The 12879-nt window shown below is 59.9% G+C and carries 12 protein-coding genes; 6 read left to right on the top strand and 6 right to left on the bottom strand.

The window, feature by feature from the left end:
* Positions 1-115: 115 nt before the first annotated feature.
* The 3 genes from AC1Q9F_RS08325 to AC1Q9F_RS08335 all read left to right on the top strand — a co-directional run bounded on the left by AC1Q9F_RS08325 (position 116) and on the right by AC1Q9F_RS08335 (position 2937).
* The gene (locus AC1Q9F_RS08325) at positions 116-1060 is read left to right on the top strand and encodes an ornithine cyclodeaminase family protein (protein ID WP_492619579.1); all 945 of its coding nucleotides are present in this window, start codon (positions 116-118) and stop codon (positions 1058-1060) included.
* A gap of 14 nt (positions 1061-1074) precedes the next feature.
* Positions 1075-2202, top strand: a complete 1128-nt coding sequence (locus AC1Q9F_RS08330) for an NAD(P)/FAD-dependent oxidoreductase (RefSeq protein WP_492619578.1) — start codon at positions 1075-1077, stop codon at positions 2200-2202.
* 93 nt (positions 2203-2295) lie between these two features.
* Positions 2296-2937, top strand: coding sequence for a helix-turn-helix transcriptional regulator (locus AC1Q9F_RS08335; RefSeq protein WP_207985100.1), 642 nt, complete (start codon positions 2296-2298; stop codon positions 2935-2937).
* A 109-nt stretch (positions 2938-3046) separates the two neighbouring features.
* Here AC1Q9F_RS08335 and AC1Q9F_RS08340 read toward each other — a convergent pair whose 3' ends face one another.
* The 6 genes from AC1Q9F_RS08340 to AC1Q9F_RS08365 form a co-directional block, all read right to left on the bottom strand.
* Positions 3047-3823, bottom strand: coding sequence for an ABC transporter substrate-binding protein (locus AC1Q9F_RS08340; RefSeq protein WP_492619577.1), 777 nt, complete (start codon positions 3821-3823; stop codon positions 3047-3049).
* Positions 3824-4101: 278 nt separating this feature from the next.
* Positions 4102-4554, bottom strand: a complete 453-nt coding sequence (gene moaE, locus AC1Q9F_RS08345) for a molybdopterin synthase catalytic subunit MoaE (RefSeq protein WP_085608144.1) — start codon at positions 4552-4554, stop codon at positions 4102-4104.
* 3 nt (positions 4555-4557) lie between these two features.
* Positions 4558-4800 carry a MoaD/ThiS family protein gene (locus tag AC1Q9F_RS08350; RefSeq protein WP_207985099.1) on the bottom strand — a complete coding sequence of 81 codons (243 nt, stop codon included), beginning with the start codon at positions 4798-4800 and terminating at the stop codon, positions 4558-4560.
* Positions 4797-5270 (bottom strand): cyclic pyranopterin monophosphate synthase MoaC, encoded by a 474-nt coding sequence (gene moaC, locus AC1Q9F_RS08355; protein ID WP_007957321.1) that lies wholly within the window; start codon positions 5268-5270, stop codon positions 4797-4799. The genes AC1Q9F_RS08350 and moaC overlap by 4 nt, the downstream gene beginning before the upstream one ends.
* A gap of 101 nt (positions 5271-5371) precedes the next feature.
* Positions 5372-6766 (bottom strand): PhoH family protein, encoded by a 1395-nt coding sequence (locus AC1Q9F_RS08360; RefSeq protein ID WP_007957320.1) that lies wholly within the window; start codon positions 6764-6766, stop codon positions 5372-5374.
* A 349-nt stretch (positions 6767-7115) separates the two neighbouring features.
* Positions 7116-8240, bottom strand: coding sequence for a polysaccharide deacetylase family protein (locus AC1Q9F_RS08365; protein WP_492619576.1), 1125 nt, complete (start codon positions 8238-8240; stop codon positions 7116-7118).
* Between the two features lie 138 nt (positions 8241-8378).
* On the opposite strand from AC1Q9F_RS08365, the gene yaaA reads away from it, so the two are divergent.
* The 3 genes from yaaA (at position 8379) to alg8 (ending at position 12850) form a co-directional block, all read left to right on the top strand.
* A complete protein-coding gene (yaaA, locus tag AC1Q9F_RS08370) occupies positions 8379-9158 on the top strand; it encodes a peroxide stress protein YaaA (RefSeq protein ID WP_492619575.1) in 780 nt (259 codons plus the stop codon).
* 811 nt (positions 9159-9969) lie between these two features.
* Positions 9970-11286, top strand: a complete 1317-nt coding sequence (locus AC1Q9F_RS08375) for a nucleotide sugar dehydrogenase (protein WP_007957313.1) — start codon at positions 9970-9972, stop codon at positions 11284-11286.
* An 82-nt stretch (positions 11287-11368) separates the two neighbouring features.
* Positions 11369-12850: a mannuronan synthase gene (gene alg8 / locus AC1Q9F_RS08380; protein WP_007957312.1), complete on the top strand. Its 1482-nt coding sequence runs from the start codon at positions 11369-11371 to the stop codon at positions 12848-12850.
* The last annotated feature ends 29 nt before the right edge of the window (positions 12851-12879 follow it).

The raw sequence follows: 12879 nt of genomic DNA on the forward strand, positions 1-12879 counted from the left end.
TAAAGAGAGGCGCAGCCGGCAACGGACTGCGCTTTTTTTTCGCCCGGATATTGTTCGACAACACTAAAAGTCCATAATGGACAAATAAGTTTAATAACAGTCTCCGGAGTTCGACATGTCCATTACACCTTTCGTGATCGACCAAACCCAGGCCCGCGAGCTGCTGGCCCGGATCGATGTGCCGCAGATCCTGCGCAAGCTGTTCCGCGATCTGGCAGCCGGGCATGCAGTGCAACCGGCGCAGCAACTGGTCGAATTCCCTCAGGGTGCCGGAGACTTCATCAACTATCTGGGCGTGCTGGCGGAAGACGGCGTGTACGGGGTCAAGACTTCGCCCTACATCGTTCGCGAACAAGGCCCACTGGTGACGGCCTGGACATTGCTGATGTCGATGCAGACCGGCCAGCCGCTGTTGCTCTGCGATGCCGGCGAACTGACCACCGCCCGCACCGCTGCGACCACCGCCGTGGCGGTCGATGCCCTCGCCCCGTTGAAAGCCACGCGTCTGGCAATCATCGGCAGTGGCAAGGTCGCGCAGGCGCACCTGCATTACGTCAAAACGTTGCGCGACTGGAAGAGCATCAGTGTGTACTCGCCGACCTTGAGCGAAGACCCGGCAACCGCCCGCCAACTGCAAGCCCTCGACCCGCGCGTGAACATTGCCGACAGCCGCGAAACCGCCATCGCCGAGGCCGACGTGATCTTGCTCTGCACTTCGTCCGCCGGCCCCGTGATCGACCCGGCAACTTTAAGCAAACCAGCACTGATCACCTCGATCAGCACCAACGCACCGCGCGCCCACGAAGTGCCGCCGCAAAGCCTCAACGACATGCAGGTGTTCTGCGACTATCGTCTGACCACCCCGGGCTCGGCCGGCGAGATGCTGATCGCCAGCGAACGACATGGCTGGGACAACAGCGCGATCCTCGGTGACCTGGCGGATCTGCTCAGCGAAAAAGTGCAGCGTCCCGATTACAACCGTCACGTGTTTTTCCGCTCCATCGGTCTGGGCCTGGAAGACATCGCCCTGGCCAACGCCGTCTATCAATTGCAGCGCTGACACCGGAGATTTTCATGAGTCATGCAGATTTCATCATCATCGGCGGCGGGATTGCCGGCGCGTCCACCGGTTTCTGGCTGTCGCAGCACGGCAAGGTCGTGGTGCTGGAGCGCGAGTCGCACCCGGCCTATCACTCCACCGGGCGCTCGGCTGCGCTGTTCACCGCTGCTTACGGCACTCCGCAGGTCCGGGCGCTGACTCAGGCCAGCCGCGAATTCTTCGACCATCCGCCCAGCGGCTTCTGCGAACACCCGCTGCTGACCCCGCGCGGCGAAATGACCGTGGATTTCACCGGCGACGCCGCCGAGCTGAACAATCAATACCTCAGCGCCAAGGCCACGGTGCCGGAGATGCAGCTCCTCAGCGCGGATGAAGCCTGCGCGCGGCTGCCGATCCTGCGTCGGGAGAAAGTCCATGGCGCGATCTACGATCCCACCGCCAGTGACATCGACACCGACGCCCTGCACCAGGGTTATCTGCGCGGTATCCGCCGCAACAACGGCCAGGTGCAGACCGATTGCGAAGTGCTCGGACTGAGTCGCGACGACGACGGCATCTGGCACGTGCAGACCAACGGCCAGACCTTCAGCGCGCCCATCGTGATCAACGCCGCAGGCGCCTGGGCCGACAAGATCGGCGCCCTGGCCGGCGCCAAGCCCCTGGGCCTGCAACCGAAACGCCGTGCCGCGTTCATCTTCGCCGGCCCCGAAGGCGTGGACATTCATCACTGGCCGATGCTGGTCAGCCTCGACGAATCCTTCTACATGAAGCCCGACGCCGGCATGTTCCTCGGTTCCCCGGCCAACGCCGACCCGGTCGAACCCCACGACGTGCAGCCGGAAGAACTGGACATCGCCATGGGCATCTACCAGATCGAGGAAGCGACGACCCTGACCATCCGCCGCCCGACCCGCACCTGGGCCGGCCTGCGCAGTTTCGTCGCTGATGGAGATTTGCTGTCCGGGTTCGATCCTCAGGTGCCGGGGCTGTTCTGGGTCGCGGCCCAGGGCGGTTACGGCATCCAGACTTCGCCGGCGATGGGCATGGCCAGCGCGGCGCTGGTACGTGGCGAATCGCTGCCCGACCATCTCAAGCAGTTCGGCCTGACCGCCGCCATGCTCGCCCCTGCCCGCCTGGCCTGACCGTCCGCCCGGATGACGCGCCCGACGGATTGCGGCACACTCGCAACGCCCCCGGATCACGGGGGCGTTGACGTTGCCTGGAGCTCCACAGTTATGACCGCCCCCGAACACACGCCCGAGCTGCATGACGCCGCGCTGGACAACTACCACGCCATCGCCGACGCCATCGCCACGCTGTTCTTCCCCCACGCCGAAGTGGTGCTGCATGACCTGCGCACGCAGAAGGTCGACTACATCGCCAACAACCTGTCGAAACGGGTGATCGGTGATGAATCGTCGCTGGAAGACATGCTCAGCGACGACGTCAGCGAACGGAACATCGGCCCGTACGAAAAGCTCAATTGGGACGGCCAGAAGATTCGCAGCCTGAGCACCGTGCTGCGCGACCGCGAAGGTCATCCGCTGGCGGTGCTGTGCATCAATTTGAATATTTCGCTGTTCGAGAACGCCAAGGCTGCGCTGGACCTGTTCCTGTCGCCGAGCAAACTGATCCCGCAACCGGACTCGCTGTTTCGCGATGACTGGCAGGAGCGCATCAACACTTTCCTGCACGCCTGGCTCCGCGAGCGGCAACTGAGCCTGAACCTGCTGACCCGCGATCACAAACGCGAACTGGTGCTGGCGCTGCACGCCGAAGGGGCGTTCAAGGGCAAGAGCGCCTCGAACTATGTGGCCAATGTGCTGAACATGGGGCGGGCCACGGTGTACAAGCATTTGAAGGAATTGAAGGGCTGAAAATCTACATTGACTGTTCCGGCCTCATCGCGAGCAAGCTCGCTCCCACAATGGATCTGTTGCGTTCACACATCACTGTGGGAGCGAGCTTGCTCGCGAAAGCGGTAGATCAGTCGCCGTAGATGTCCGACTTGAAGTACTTCTCGGAAATCTTCTGATACTCGCCACTGGCGCGAATGCCGTCGATGGCAGTGTTCAACTGGCTGACCAGTTCGGCGTTGCCCTTGCGCACCGCAATCCCCGCGCCCTCGCCCACGTACTTCGGATCCTTCAGCTCAGGCCCGACAAACGCGTAACCCTTGCCGCGCGGCATCGACAGGAAGTCGGTCAGCGGAATGGTGTCGGCGAAGATCGCATCGAGACGCCCGGCCGCCAGATCCATGTAGATCTCTTCGTTGTTGCCGTAGCGCTTGACGTTGATGCCCTTGGGCTCGAACACCTCGGTGGCGTAACGATCAGTGGTGGTCGCACGCTGCACGCCGACGGTCTTGCCCTTGAGGCTGGCGTACTGGTCATCGACGCTCGCGCCTTCCTTCATTACCAGCCGCGACGAGGTGAAATAGTACTTGTGAGTGAAGTCCACCGACTTCTTGCGGTCTTCGTTGATGGTCATGGACGACAGCGCCATGTCGATTTTCTTCACTTTCAGGGAAGGAATCAGACCGTCGAACTCGCCCTCGACCCACACGCACTTGACCTGCATCTGCGCGCACAGGGCATTGCCGATGTCGTAGTCGAAACCGACGATTTCACCCTTGTCGGTTTTCGAGGCGAAGGGCGGATACGCTGCTTCGATACCGATGCGCAGGGTTTTCTCGGCGGCGAACACGCTGCTGCACGCCAACAGGCTCAGTGCCAGACCGGTGATGAGGGGGAATTTCTTCATGTTCGTTCTCTCGCGGGTTGTTGTTGGTTTGGCAAGACAGAAGAAAAAGCTGAAACGGGGAAATACCTTTTTTGTACTTGTAAATCCATACTGGACTTTTACGTACAAACCGTCAATTGGGCGAGCCCGATCATTCTGGCCGATGGTCGGGGAGATGAACTCGAGGGAGTGGGTAATTCGGATGGCCTCTTCGCGAGCAAGCTCGCTCCCACAAGGATCATCGAAAACCTGTGGGAGCGAGCTTGCTCGCGAAGACTGACTCTAAGACGGGAGAGGAATTACTGCTTCCAGCGATCCGCCGCCGCATGATCGCTGTCACGGCCTTCGACCCAGCGCGGGCCGTCGCTGGTGTTCTCTTTCTTCCAAAACGGCGCACGGGTTTTCAGGTAATCCATGACGAAGGCGCAGGCGTCGAATGCCGCCTGGCGGTGGGCGCTGGCGGCGGCGACAAACACGATCGGTTCGCCCGGTTCCAGCGCGCCGATGCGGTGCAGCACTTCCAGCTTCAACAGCGGCCAACGCTGCTCGGCCTCCACGGCAATCTTGCCGAGGGCCTTCTCGGTCATGCCCGGATAGTGTTCGAGGAACATCCCGGCGACATCCAAGCCGTCGTTGAAGTCGCGCACATAGCCGACAAAACTCACCACCGCGCCGACGCCGACATTGGCCGCGTGCATCGCGTTGACTTCAGCGCCCGGATCGAACGGTTCGGACTGCACCCGAATGCGCATGGCTCAGCCTCCGGTCACGGTAGGGAAAAACGCCACTTCGTCGCCATCGACCACCGGTTCGTCGAGCTGGCAGAGGTCTTCGTTGCGCGCGCACATCAGGTTCTGTTCGCTCAGCACCTCGGCGCCCTCACGCTGCGCCAGCAACGCGCGAACGTCATCGACGGTGGAGAAATCACCCTCGACCTTCACCGAGTCCACGCCCAGCGCCTCGCGGTAACGGGCAAAAAACTTCACGGTCAGGTTCATGGCTGCTCCGCCTGGAAGTGCCCGCTCTTGCCGCCGACCTTTTCCAGCAGACGCACGCTTTCGATGGTCATGCCGCGATCCACGGCCTTGCACATGTCGTAGATGGTCAGGGCGGCGACGCTGGCGGCGGTCAGTGCTTCCATCTCGACGCCGGTCTGCCCGGACAATTTGCAGCGAGCCACGATGCGCACCGCGTCGTCGCCTTCGGCACTGAGCTCGACCTTGACGCCGGTCAGCATCAGCGGATGGCACAGGGGAATCAGGTCACTGGTTTTCTTCGCCGCCTGAATGCCGGCAATGCGCGCGACGGCGAACACGTCGCCCTTGGGATGGCCGCCACTGACAATCATCTGCAGGGTGTCGGGCAGCATGCGCACCAGCGCTTGGGCCGTCGCTTCACGGAATGTCACGGCTTTTTCGGTGACGTCGACCATGTTGGCGCGACCTTGGGAATCGAGATGAGTCAGCACGGGATTACTCCTGATCAGGAGCGTCGATTGTAAACCTGGGGGTCAGAATTACGCACATAAAAAACCGGGCGACTTTGCAGTCGCCCGGTTCGATTTGACGGTTACAGATGCGATTCGGCGTATTCGGCCAGGATCGAGCGAGGCACCCCTTGCAGGGTGATATGCACACCGTTGGGGAAATCCTTGAAGCGTTCGGTCAGGTAAGTCAGCCCGGAGCTGGTCGCGGACAGGTAAGGGGTGTCGATCTGTGCCAGGTTGCCCAGGCACACCACTTTGGAACCGGCGCCGGCCCGGGTGATGATGGTTTTCATCTGGTGCGGCGTGAGGTTCTGGCATTCGTCGATCAGGATCAGGCTCTGCTGGAAGCTGCGACCGCGAATGTAGTTGAGCGATTTGAACTGCAACGGCACTTTGCTGAGGATGTAGTCGACGCTGCCATGGGTATTTTCGTCATCCATGTGCAAGGCTTCGAGGTTGTCGGTGATGGCGCCCAGCCAAGGCTCCATTTTTTCCGCTTCGGTGCCGGGCAGGAAGCCGATTTCCTGGTCCAGACCCTGCACGCTGCGGGTGGCGATGATACGTCGATAGCGCTTGCTGACCATGGTCTGCTCGATCGCCGCGGCCAGCGCCAGAATGGTTTTACCCGAACCGGCGGCGCCGGACAGGTTGACCAGGTGAATGTCCGGGTCCAGCAGCGCATACAGCGCCAGGCTCTGATAGATGTCCCGTGGCTTGAGGCCCCAGGCTTCCTGGTGCAGCAGTGGTTCCTGGTGCAGGTCGAGGATCAGCAGCTTGTCCTCTTCAATCTCCTTGATCCAGCCGACGAAGCCCTGCTCATCAATGATGAATTCGTTGATGTGCACGGCAGGCAGGTTGTCGATCAGTTGTACCTGATGCCAGGTGCGGCCGTGGTCCTGACGGGTTTCGACCTTGCTCACGCGGTCCCAGAAGGAGCCGGTCATGTTGTGATAGCCGTTGGGCAGCAGTGACACGTCGTCGACCAACTGGTCGGTGCTGTAGTCCTCGGCGTCGATCCCGCAGGCGCGCGCCTTGAGGCGCATGTTGATGTCTTTGGTGACGAGCACCACCGGCTTTTTCGGGTCGCGGGTGTGCAGGTCGATCAACTGGTTGATGATTTTGTTGTCGTTCAGATGCTCGGGCAGAATCAGGTTCGATTCGGCCTGCTTGCTCATCAGAATCGACAGCAAGCCCTTCGGGCCGCCCTTGCCGCGCTGGATCGGCACGCCCTGTTCGACATCATCGGGTGAAGCATCGCCCAGGGTCTTGTCGATCAGCCGGATAGCCTGACGGCATTCGGCGGCCACGCTGTGATGCCCGCTCTTGAGCTTGTCCAGCTCTTCAAGCACGGTCATCGGGATCGCGACGTGGTGTTCTTCGAAATTCAGCAGGGCGTTCGGATCGTGAATCAGTACGTTGGTATCGAGTACATAAAGGATTGGCTGGTTGGAGGAAGGGCTACGTCCGTGATCATCCATACTCGGTCACCTTTGTGGGAGCCATTCGACGCAATACCTCGGCGGTGCTGCGCCTCGAAGTGACTGCCGAATCCACCTGCACAGCTTTTGTCGGGATAGCAGGTGAACCGCACACAAAATGGGTCTTGGAAGACGCCACCTGTGTTGCAGGTTTCGGCGGTCTGACTTCGTAATACTCCAAAACCCGTGACAGAAAAAAGCACTTTGACGCTTTTTTGAAGTTTATTTTGCAAAGTGACGAAAAGCCCTTGGCGGACCGCCCGGCCCCCGTTAGAGTCGGAAGTCCGCCTGCATCGAATTTTGCAAAAAATTCACCCCAAGCCCAATGTTTACGGGCTCTTGCCGTTTTTCAGCGAAACGCGTCCTGACAGTCTTCCCAGCCGATGCCGCTTTGCGCGGTTTGCGTGATCAGCCACGGCAACGCGGTCTTCACCGCATCCTGTTTCATGTTGAAATTGATCACCCCGTGCCGCCACAACAGCATCAGGGTCAGCACCCGCTGCGCGCTCGGATTGCCCTTGAGCTTGCCGGCGCCGTCCTGGGCATCGATGTCCCACAGCGCCACTTGCAGGCCCTGACTGTTGAAGAAACCCCGGGCATCGCTGCGACGTTGGCCTTCCGGCGGACGGAACAGCGGCACGTAGTTTTCCGGCAGCTTGTTGCGGACCAGATCGGCACTGCGCCGCACCGAACCCTGCCAGTCCTGCCAGTGGCTGTGGGAACGGAACTCCCAACCCTGCACGCCGACGCACTGTTGCGAAAACGTCGCTTGCAGGCTGCTGACGGAACGGTCGGCCAGCCGCGCCTGAACATCCTTGCCCAACATGAAGAAGGTGCCGCTCAGGTTTGACTTGCGCAGGTACTCGGTGAGCCAGTCGGTGTTGTCCGGTTGCAGGTTGGCGGCGCTGTCGAAACTCAGCAGAAACAAGCGGTCGTGCATGTCGTCGCCGTTGCGCTCGTAGTCTCCGAAATGATCGAGTTCGCTACTGGTCTGCGGCGACAGCGCAGCCTTGCGCATCAGTTCATCAAGGTATTGCAGGTGGAAGATCCGGCTCGGTTCGGCCCACTTGGTGTAATAGCTTTCGTCGCTGACCACGAATTTGACCGCCTGCTCGCGCAAGGTCGGCAGGTCTTCGACGAGGAAGCAGAACGAGGCGTCCTGATCGCAGCTTTGCTGGGCGAAGTTGTAATTGGCGAGCAGACGCTGCCACAGGCGCTCGCGCAGGCTGTTGATAGCGTCCAGATTGACCGTGCGCAGTCCCAGACGCTGGGCCAGCGCCGCTTCGTCCAGCGCTTCGGTGCCGAGCAGGCCTCGGGCGAACATCAGGATTTCCGCCCGCGAGGCGACATCGAACAGGGTCGGATTGTCGAGTTTTTCCGGCCAGGTGCTGCGATCCAGCGTCGCGATATCGCCCGGCGCCGCAACGGCACCGACGCTCAACAGCCACGCGGTGAAAAAAAGAACAATGCGCAAAGGGTGTCTCCATAACAAAACCCGCGCCGCACTATAGCCGATCCGGCTGGTAAACCGCCGATCACCTATGGACGCGATAGCTGGAGTCATCCGCCCCAACCCCCTAGAATCGCCCCCACGATTAAAGGAGACGACTTCATGCTGATGGTGATTTCCCCCGCCAAGACCCTCGATTACGAAACACCGCCGGCGATCCAGCGCTTCACCCAGCCGCAATACCTCGACCATTCCCAGGAACTGATCCAGCAACTGCGCGAGCTGAGCCCGGCGCAGATCAGCGAACTGATGCACGTGTCCGACAAGATCGGCGGCCTCAACGCCGCGCGCTTCGGCAGCTGGACACCGGCGTTCACCCCGGAAAACGCCAAACAGGCACTGCTGGCCTTCAAGGGCGACGTCTACACCGGACTCGACGCCCAGAGCTTCAGCGAAGCCGATTTCGATTACGCGCAACAGCACCTGCGCATGCTTTCCGGCCTCTACGGCCTGCTGCGTCCGCTCGACCTGATGCAGGCGTATCGCCTGGAAATGGGCACCAAACTGGCCAACGCCCGAGGCAAAGACCTGTACGCATTCTGGGGCACGCGCATCAGCGAATGGCTGAACGAAGCGCTGGCCGACCAGGGCGACGACGTGCTGTTGAACCTGGCGTCCAACGAATACTTCTCGGCGGTCAAACGCACAGCCCTGAACGCGCGGATCATCAATACCGAGTTCAAGGATATGAAGAACGGCCAGTACAAGATCATCAGCTTCTACGCCAAGAAAGCCCGGGGCCTGATGAGCCGCTTCGTGATCCAGGAACGCATCAACGATCCGGCGGCCCTCAAGCAGTTCGACGTACAGGGTTATCGCTACAGCGCCGAGCAATCGAAACCGGACAATCTGGTGTTCCTGCGCGACCACGCACCGGAATAAAGCATGCACTTCTGCACGACTCTTTATAGAGAGAGTCGTGCAGCTCGCACGACGTCAAAAATCCCCCGCCTGTTTACGCCGAATTATTGGCGCCATAAAAACATCACCATCTTTTCTATCTTTAGTTTCACTCGACAGTTGTCATTTTTTTCAGTAGTGGCACCTAAATTTTTTCACGGTAGTGGCACAAAACCATCTAAGGCGATTATCTGCCTATTAACAAAGGGCGAAATCGAAAGTGCTATCAATATGAAAGCAGTGCCATCTTTCTCAATATTTCAAAAAATTTCAGATTTCGCGATGAGCGGACAGGAACTATGTCCAAATGCATAGCTCATACCACCGGTAACGATTCTCGCCGAGTTTGTACGAGATAACTTACGCAGAGAACAAACCCATGTAACCAAGTTGTCACAGCAACTTGCCCCAATGGATAACAACTCTGGACAACTAGCGAAGGACAGGAGATACGCACCATTAATATCCCCTACAAGGCCAAGGCCGCGCCCTTATAAACGTGCTCGCCAGAGCACCCAACCGCCCGATCTACAGGCTTCTCGCCTGACATCGAGCGCGCAATACGATTGCACAAGAGCCCTCTGACAAGAGGATCAGCTGCATAACAGGGCACGTCATAACAACAAGGCCTGGTTGCGCACATCTTGAGTGCACTTATTTAGACACTCGGAACTTAAGTATGCCTGCACACGGCATTGTGACGCCTGCAAGTCACACTTTCGAGTGCACTAAGACCGCTGAACACCATTAACTCCGGCCTTCTAATGGCCTGATATATACAGAGGTAATTGCGATGCGCATCAGCATATTTGGTTTGGGTTACGTCGGCGCTGTTTGTGCCGGTTGCCTGTCTGCACGGGGCCATGACGTGGTTGGCGTCGATGTTGCCAAAGACAAGATCGACATGATCAACGCTGGCAAATCTCCCATTGTCGAACCGGGCCTGGGCGAGTTGCTGGCACAAGGTATCCAGACCGGTCGTCTGCGCGGCACGACCAACTTCGCCGAGGCGATTCGCGACACCGACCTGTCGATGATCTGCGTCGGCACACCGAGCAAGAAGAATGGCGACCTGGAACTGAACTACATCGAAGCGGTGTGCCGCGAGATCGGTTTTGTCCTGCGTGAAAAAACCACCCGTCACACCATCGTCGTGCGCAGCACCGTTCTGCCGGGCACCGTGGCAAACGTTGTCATCCCGATCCTCGAAGACTGCTCCGGCAAGAAAGCCGGTGTTGATTTCGGTGTCGCCGTGAACCCTGAGTTCCTGCGTGAATCCACCGCGATCGCCGACTACGACCTGCCACCGATGACCGTCATCGGCGAATTCGACAAGGCATCGGGCGACGTTCTGCAATCGCTGTACGAAGAACTCGACGCACCGATCATCCGCAAGGACATCGCCGTTGCCGAGATGATCAAGTACACCTGCAATGTCTGGCACGCCACCAAAGTGACCTTCGCCAACGAGATCGGCAACATCGCCAAAGCAGTGGGCGTCGATGGTCGCGAAGTGATGGACGTGGTCTGCCAGGACAAGACCCTCAACCTGTCCCAGTACTACATGCGCCCGGGCTTCGCCTTCGGCGGTTCGTGCCTGCCGAAAGACGTGCGCGCCCTGACCTACCGCGCCGGATCCCTGGACGTCGAAGCGCCGCTGCTCAACTCGCTGATGCGCAGCAACGAATCGCAAGTGCAGAACGCCTTCGACATCGTTGAAAGCCACGACAAACGCAAAGTCGCCCTGCTCGGCCTGAGCTTCAAGGCCGGCACCGACGACCTGCGCGAAAGCCCGCTGGTGGAACTGGCCGAGATGCTGATCGGCAAGGGTTACGACCTGAGCATCTACGACAGCAACGTCCAGTACGCCCGTGTCCACGGCGCGAACAAGGACTACATCGAGTCGAAGATCCCGCACGTGTCGTCCCTGCTCAACGCGGACTTCGATTCGGTGATCGACAACTCCGACGTGATCATCCTCGGCAACCGCGACGAGAAGTTCCGCGCGCTGGCCCAACAGGCCCCGCACGGCAAGCAGGTCATCGACCTGGTCGGCTTCATGGCCAAGGCCACCGATGCTGGCACCCGCACCGAAGGCATCTGCTGGTAACGCAGCAGCAAGCCCCGAGTTTCAAGCCGCCCGCCGTGAATCGGCGGCGGCTTGAAGCCCCCATCACCTTCGGATGACGGTCATGTCCAAGCTCAAACATTTTTTTCTGCAATCCGCCGGCTGGCTTTTGTTTCTGAGCCTGCTGATGGGCCTGGCCCTGATGCTGCCCACGTCCACGTTCGACTCCGAGTCGAAGGACTTCATTTTCCTGATTGGCGCCGTGGGTATCTGGCGCTACTCGATGGGTGCAACGCACTTTGTGCGCGGCATGATTTTTCTCTACATCGTTTACCCGCACCTGCGCCGCAAGGTTCGCAAGCTGGGTAAAGCGGCGGACCCGTCGCATGTGTTTCTGATGGTCACCAGTTTTCGCATCGACGCGTTGACCACCGCGCAGGTCTACAGCTCGGTGATCCGCGAAGCCATCGACTGCGAGTTGCCGACAACCGTGGTCTGCTCCATCGTGGAAATGTCCGATGAGCTGCTGGTCAAGGCGCTGTGGGCGCGGATGAATCCGCCAGAACGCGTGAAGCTCGACTTCGTGCGCATCCCCGGCACCGGCAAGCGTGATGGCCTGGCGTTTGGTTTCCGCGCGATCTCCCGCCACCTGCCGGACGACCGCGCCGTGGTCGCCGTGATCGACGGCGACACCGTGCTCGGCGAAGGCACCGTGCGCAAGACCGTGCCGTGGTTCCAGCTGTTCGGCAACGTCGGCGGCCTGACCACCAACGAGTTCTGCGAAGTGCGCGGCGGCTACATCATGAGCGAGTGGCACAAGCTGCGTTTCGCCCAGCGCCACATCAACATGTGCTCGATGGCCCTGTCCAAGCGCGTACTGACCATGACCGGGCGCATGTCGGTGTTCCGCGCCACCGTGGTCACCAACCCGGAATTCATCGCCGACGTCGAAAGCGACTCGCTGCAACACTGGCGTCTGGGCCGTTTCAAGTTCCTCACCGGCGACGACAAGTCGAGCTGGTTCAGCCTGATGCGCCTGGGCTACGACACCTTCTACGTGCCGGATGCGGCGATCAACACCGTTGAACATCCGCCGGAAAAGAGCTTCATCAAGGCCAGCCGCAAACTGATGTTCCGCTGGTACGGCAACAACCTGCGGCAGAACTCCCGGGCTCTGGGCCTGGGTGTGAAACGCCTTGGCGCCTTCACCTCGGTGGTGCTGTTCGACCAGCGCGTTTCGATGTGGACATCCTTGCTCGGCCTGACCGTGGCAATCATCGCCAGCTTCAAGTACGGCACCGCGTTCATCCTGGTGTACCTGCTGTGGATCGGCATCACCCGGCTGATTCTGACGCTGCTGCTGTCGTGCTCCGGCCACCGGATCGGACCGGCTTACCCGGCAATTCTCTATTACAACCAGATCGTCGGCGCGCTGGTGAAGATCTACGTGTTTTTCCGCCTCGACCAACAATCCTGGACCCGACAACCCACTTCCCTGACCCGTGATCTCGCCAGCTTTCAACGTTGGTTCAACACCTGGTCGTCTCGGACCATGACCTTCTCCGCCGGCAGCATTTTCGTCGCCGTGCTGCTGATGATGGTCTGACCCGCCCCCTCTTGAATTAACAAGGAAAT

It is taken from the genome of Pseudomonas sp. GW823-FHT04A03 (genome assembly GCF_058796615.1).

Bases quoted from the DNA above. Each gene is read 5' to 3' on its own strand.
- AC1Q9F_RS08325 (WP_492619579.1), top strand. From the start codon at position 116: ATGTCCATTACACCTTTCGTGATCGACCAAACCCAGGCCCGCGAGCTG.
- AC1Q9F_RS08330 (WP_492619578.1), top strand. From the start codon at position 1,075: ATGAGTCATGCAGATTTCATCATCATCGGCGGCGGGATTGCCGGCGCG.
- AC1Q9F_RS08335 (WP_207985100.1), top strand. From the start codon at position 2,296: ATGACCGCCCCCGAACACACGCCCGAGCTGCATGACGCCGCGCTGGAC.
- AC1Q9F_RS08340 (WP_492619577.1), bottom strand. From the start codon at position 3,823: ATGAAGAAATTCCCCCTCATCACCGGTCTGGCACTGAGCCTGTTGGCG.
- moaE (WP_085608144.1), bottom strand. From the start codon at position 4,554: ATGCGCATTCGGGTGCAGTCCGAACCGTTCGATCCGGGCGCTGAAGTC.
- AC1Q9F_RS08350 (WP_207985099.1), bottom strand. From the start codon at position 4,800: ATGAACCTGACCGTGAAGTTTTTTGCCCGTTACCGCGAGGCGCTGGGC.
- AC1Q9F_RS08360 (WP_007957320.1), bottom strand. From the start codon at position 6,766: ATGGATGATCACGGACGTAGCCCTTCCTCCAACCAGCCAATCCTTTAT.
- yaaA (WP_492619575.1), top strand. From the start codon at position 8,379: ATGCTGATGGTGATTTCCCCCGCCAAGACCCTCGATTACGAAACACCG.
- AC1Q9F_RS08375 (WP_007957313.1), top strand. From the start codon at position 9,970: ATGCGCATCAGCATATTTGGTTTGGGTTACGTCGGCGCTGTTTGTGCC.
- alg8 (WP_007957312.1), top strand. From the start codon at position 11,369: ATGTCCAAGCTCAAACATTTTTTTCTGCAATCCGCCGGCTGGCTTTTG.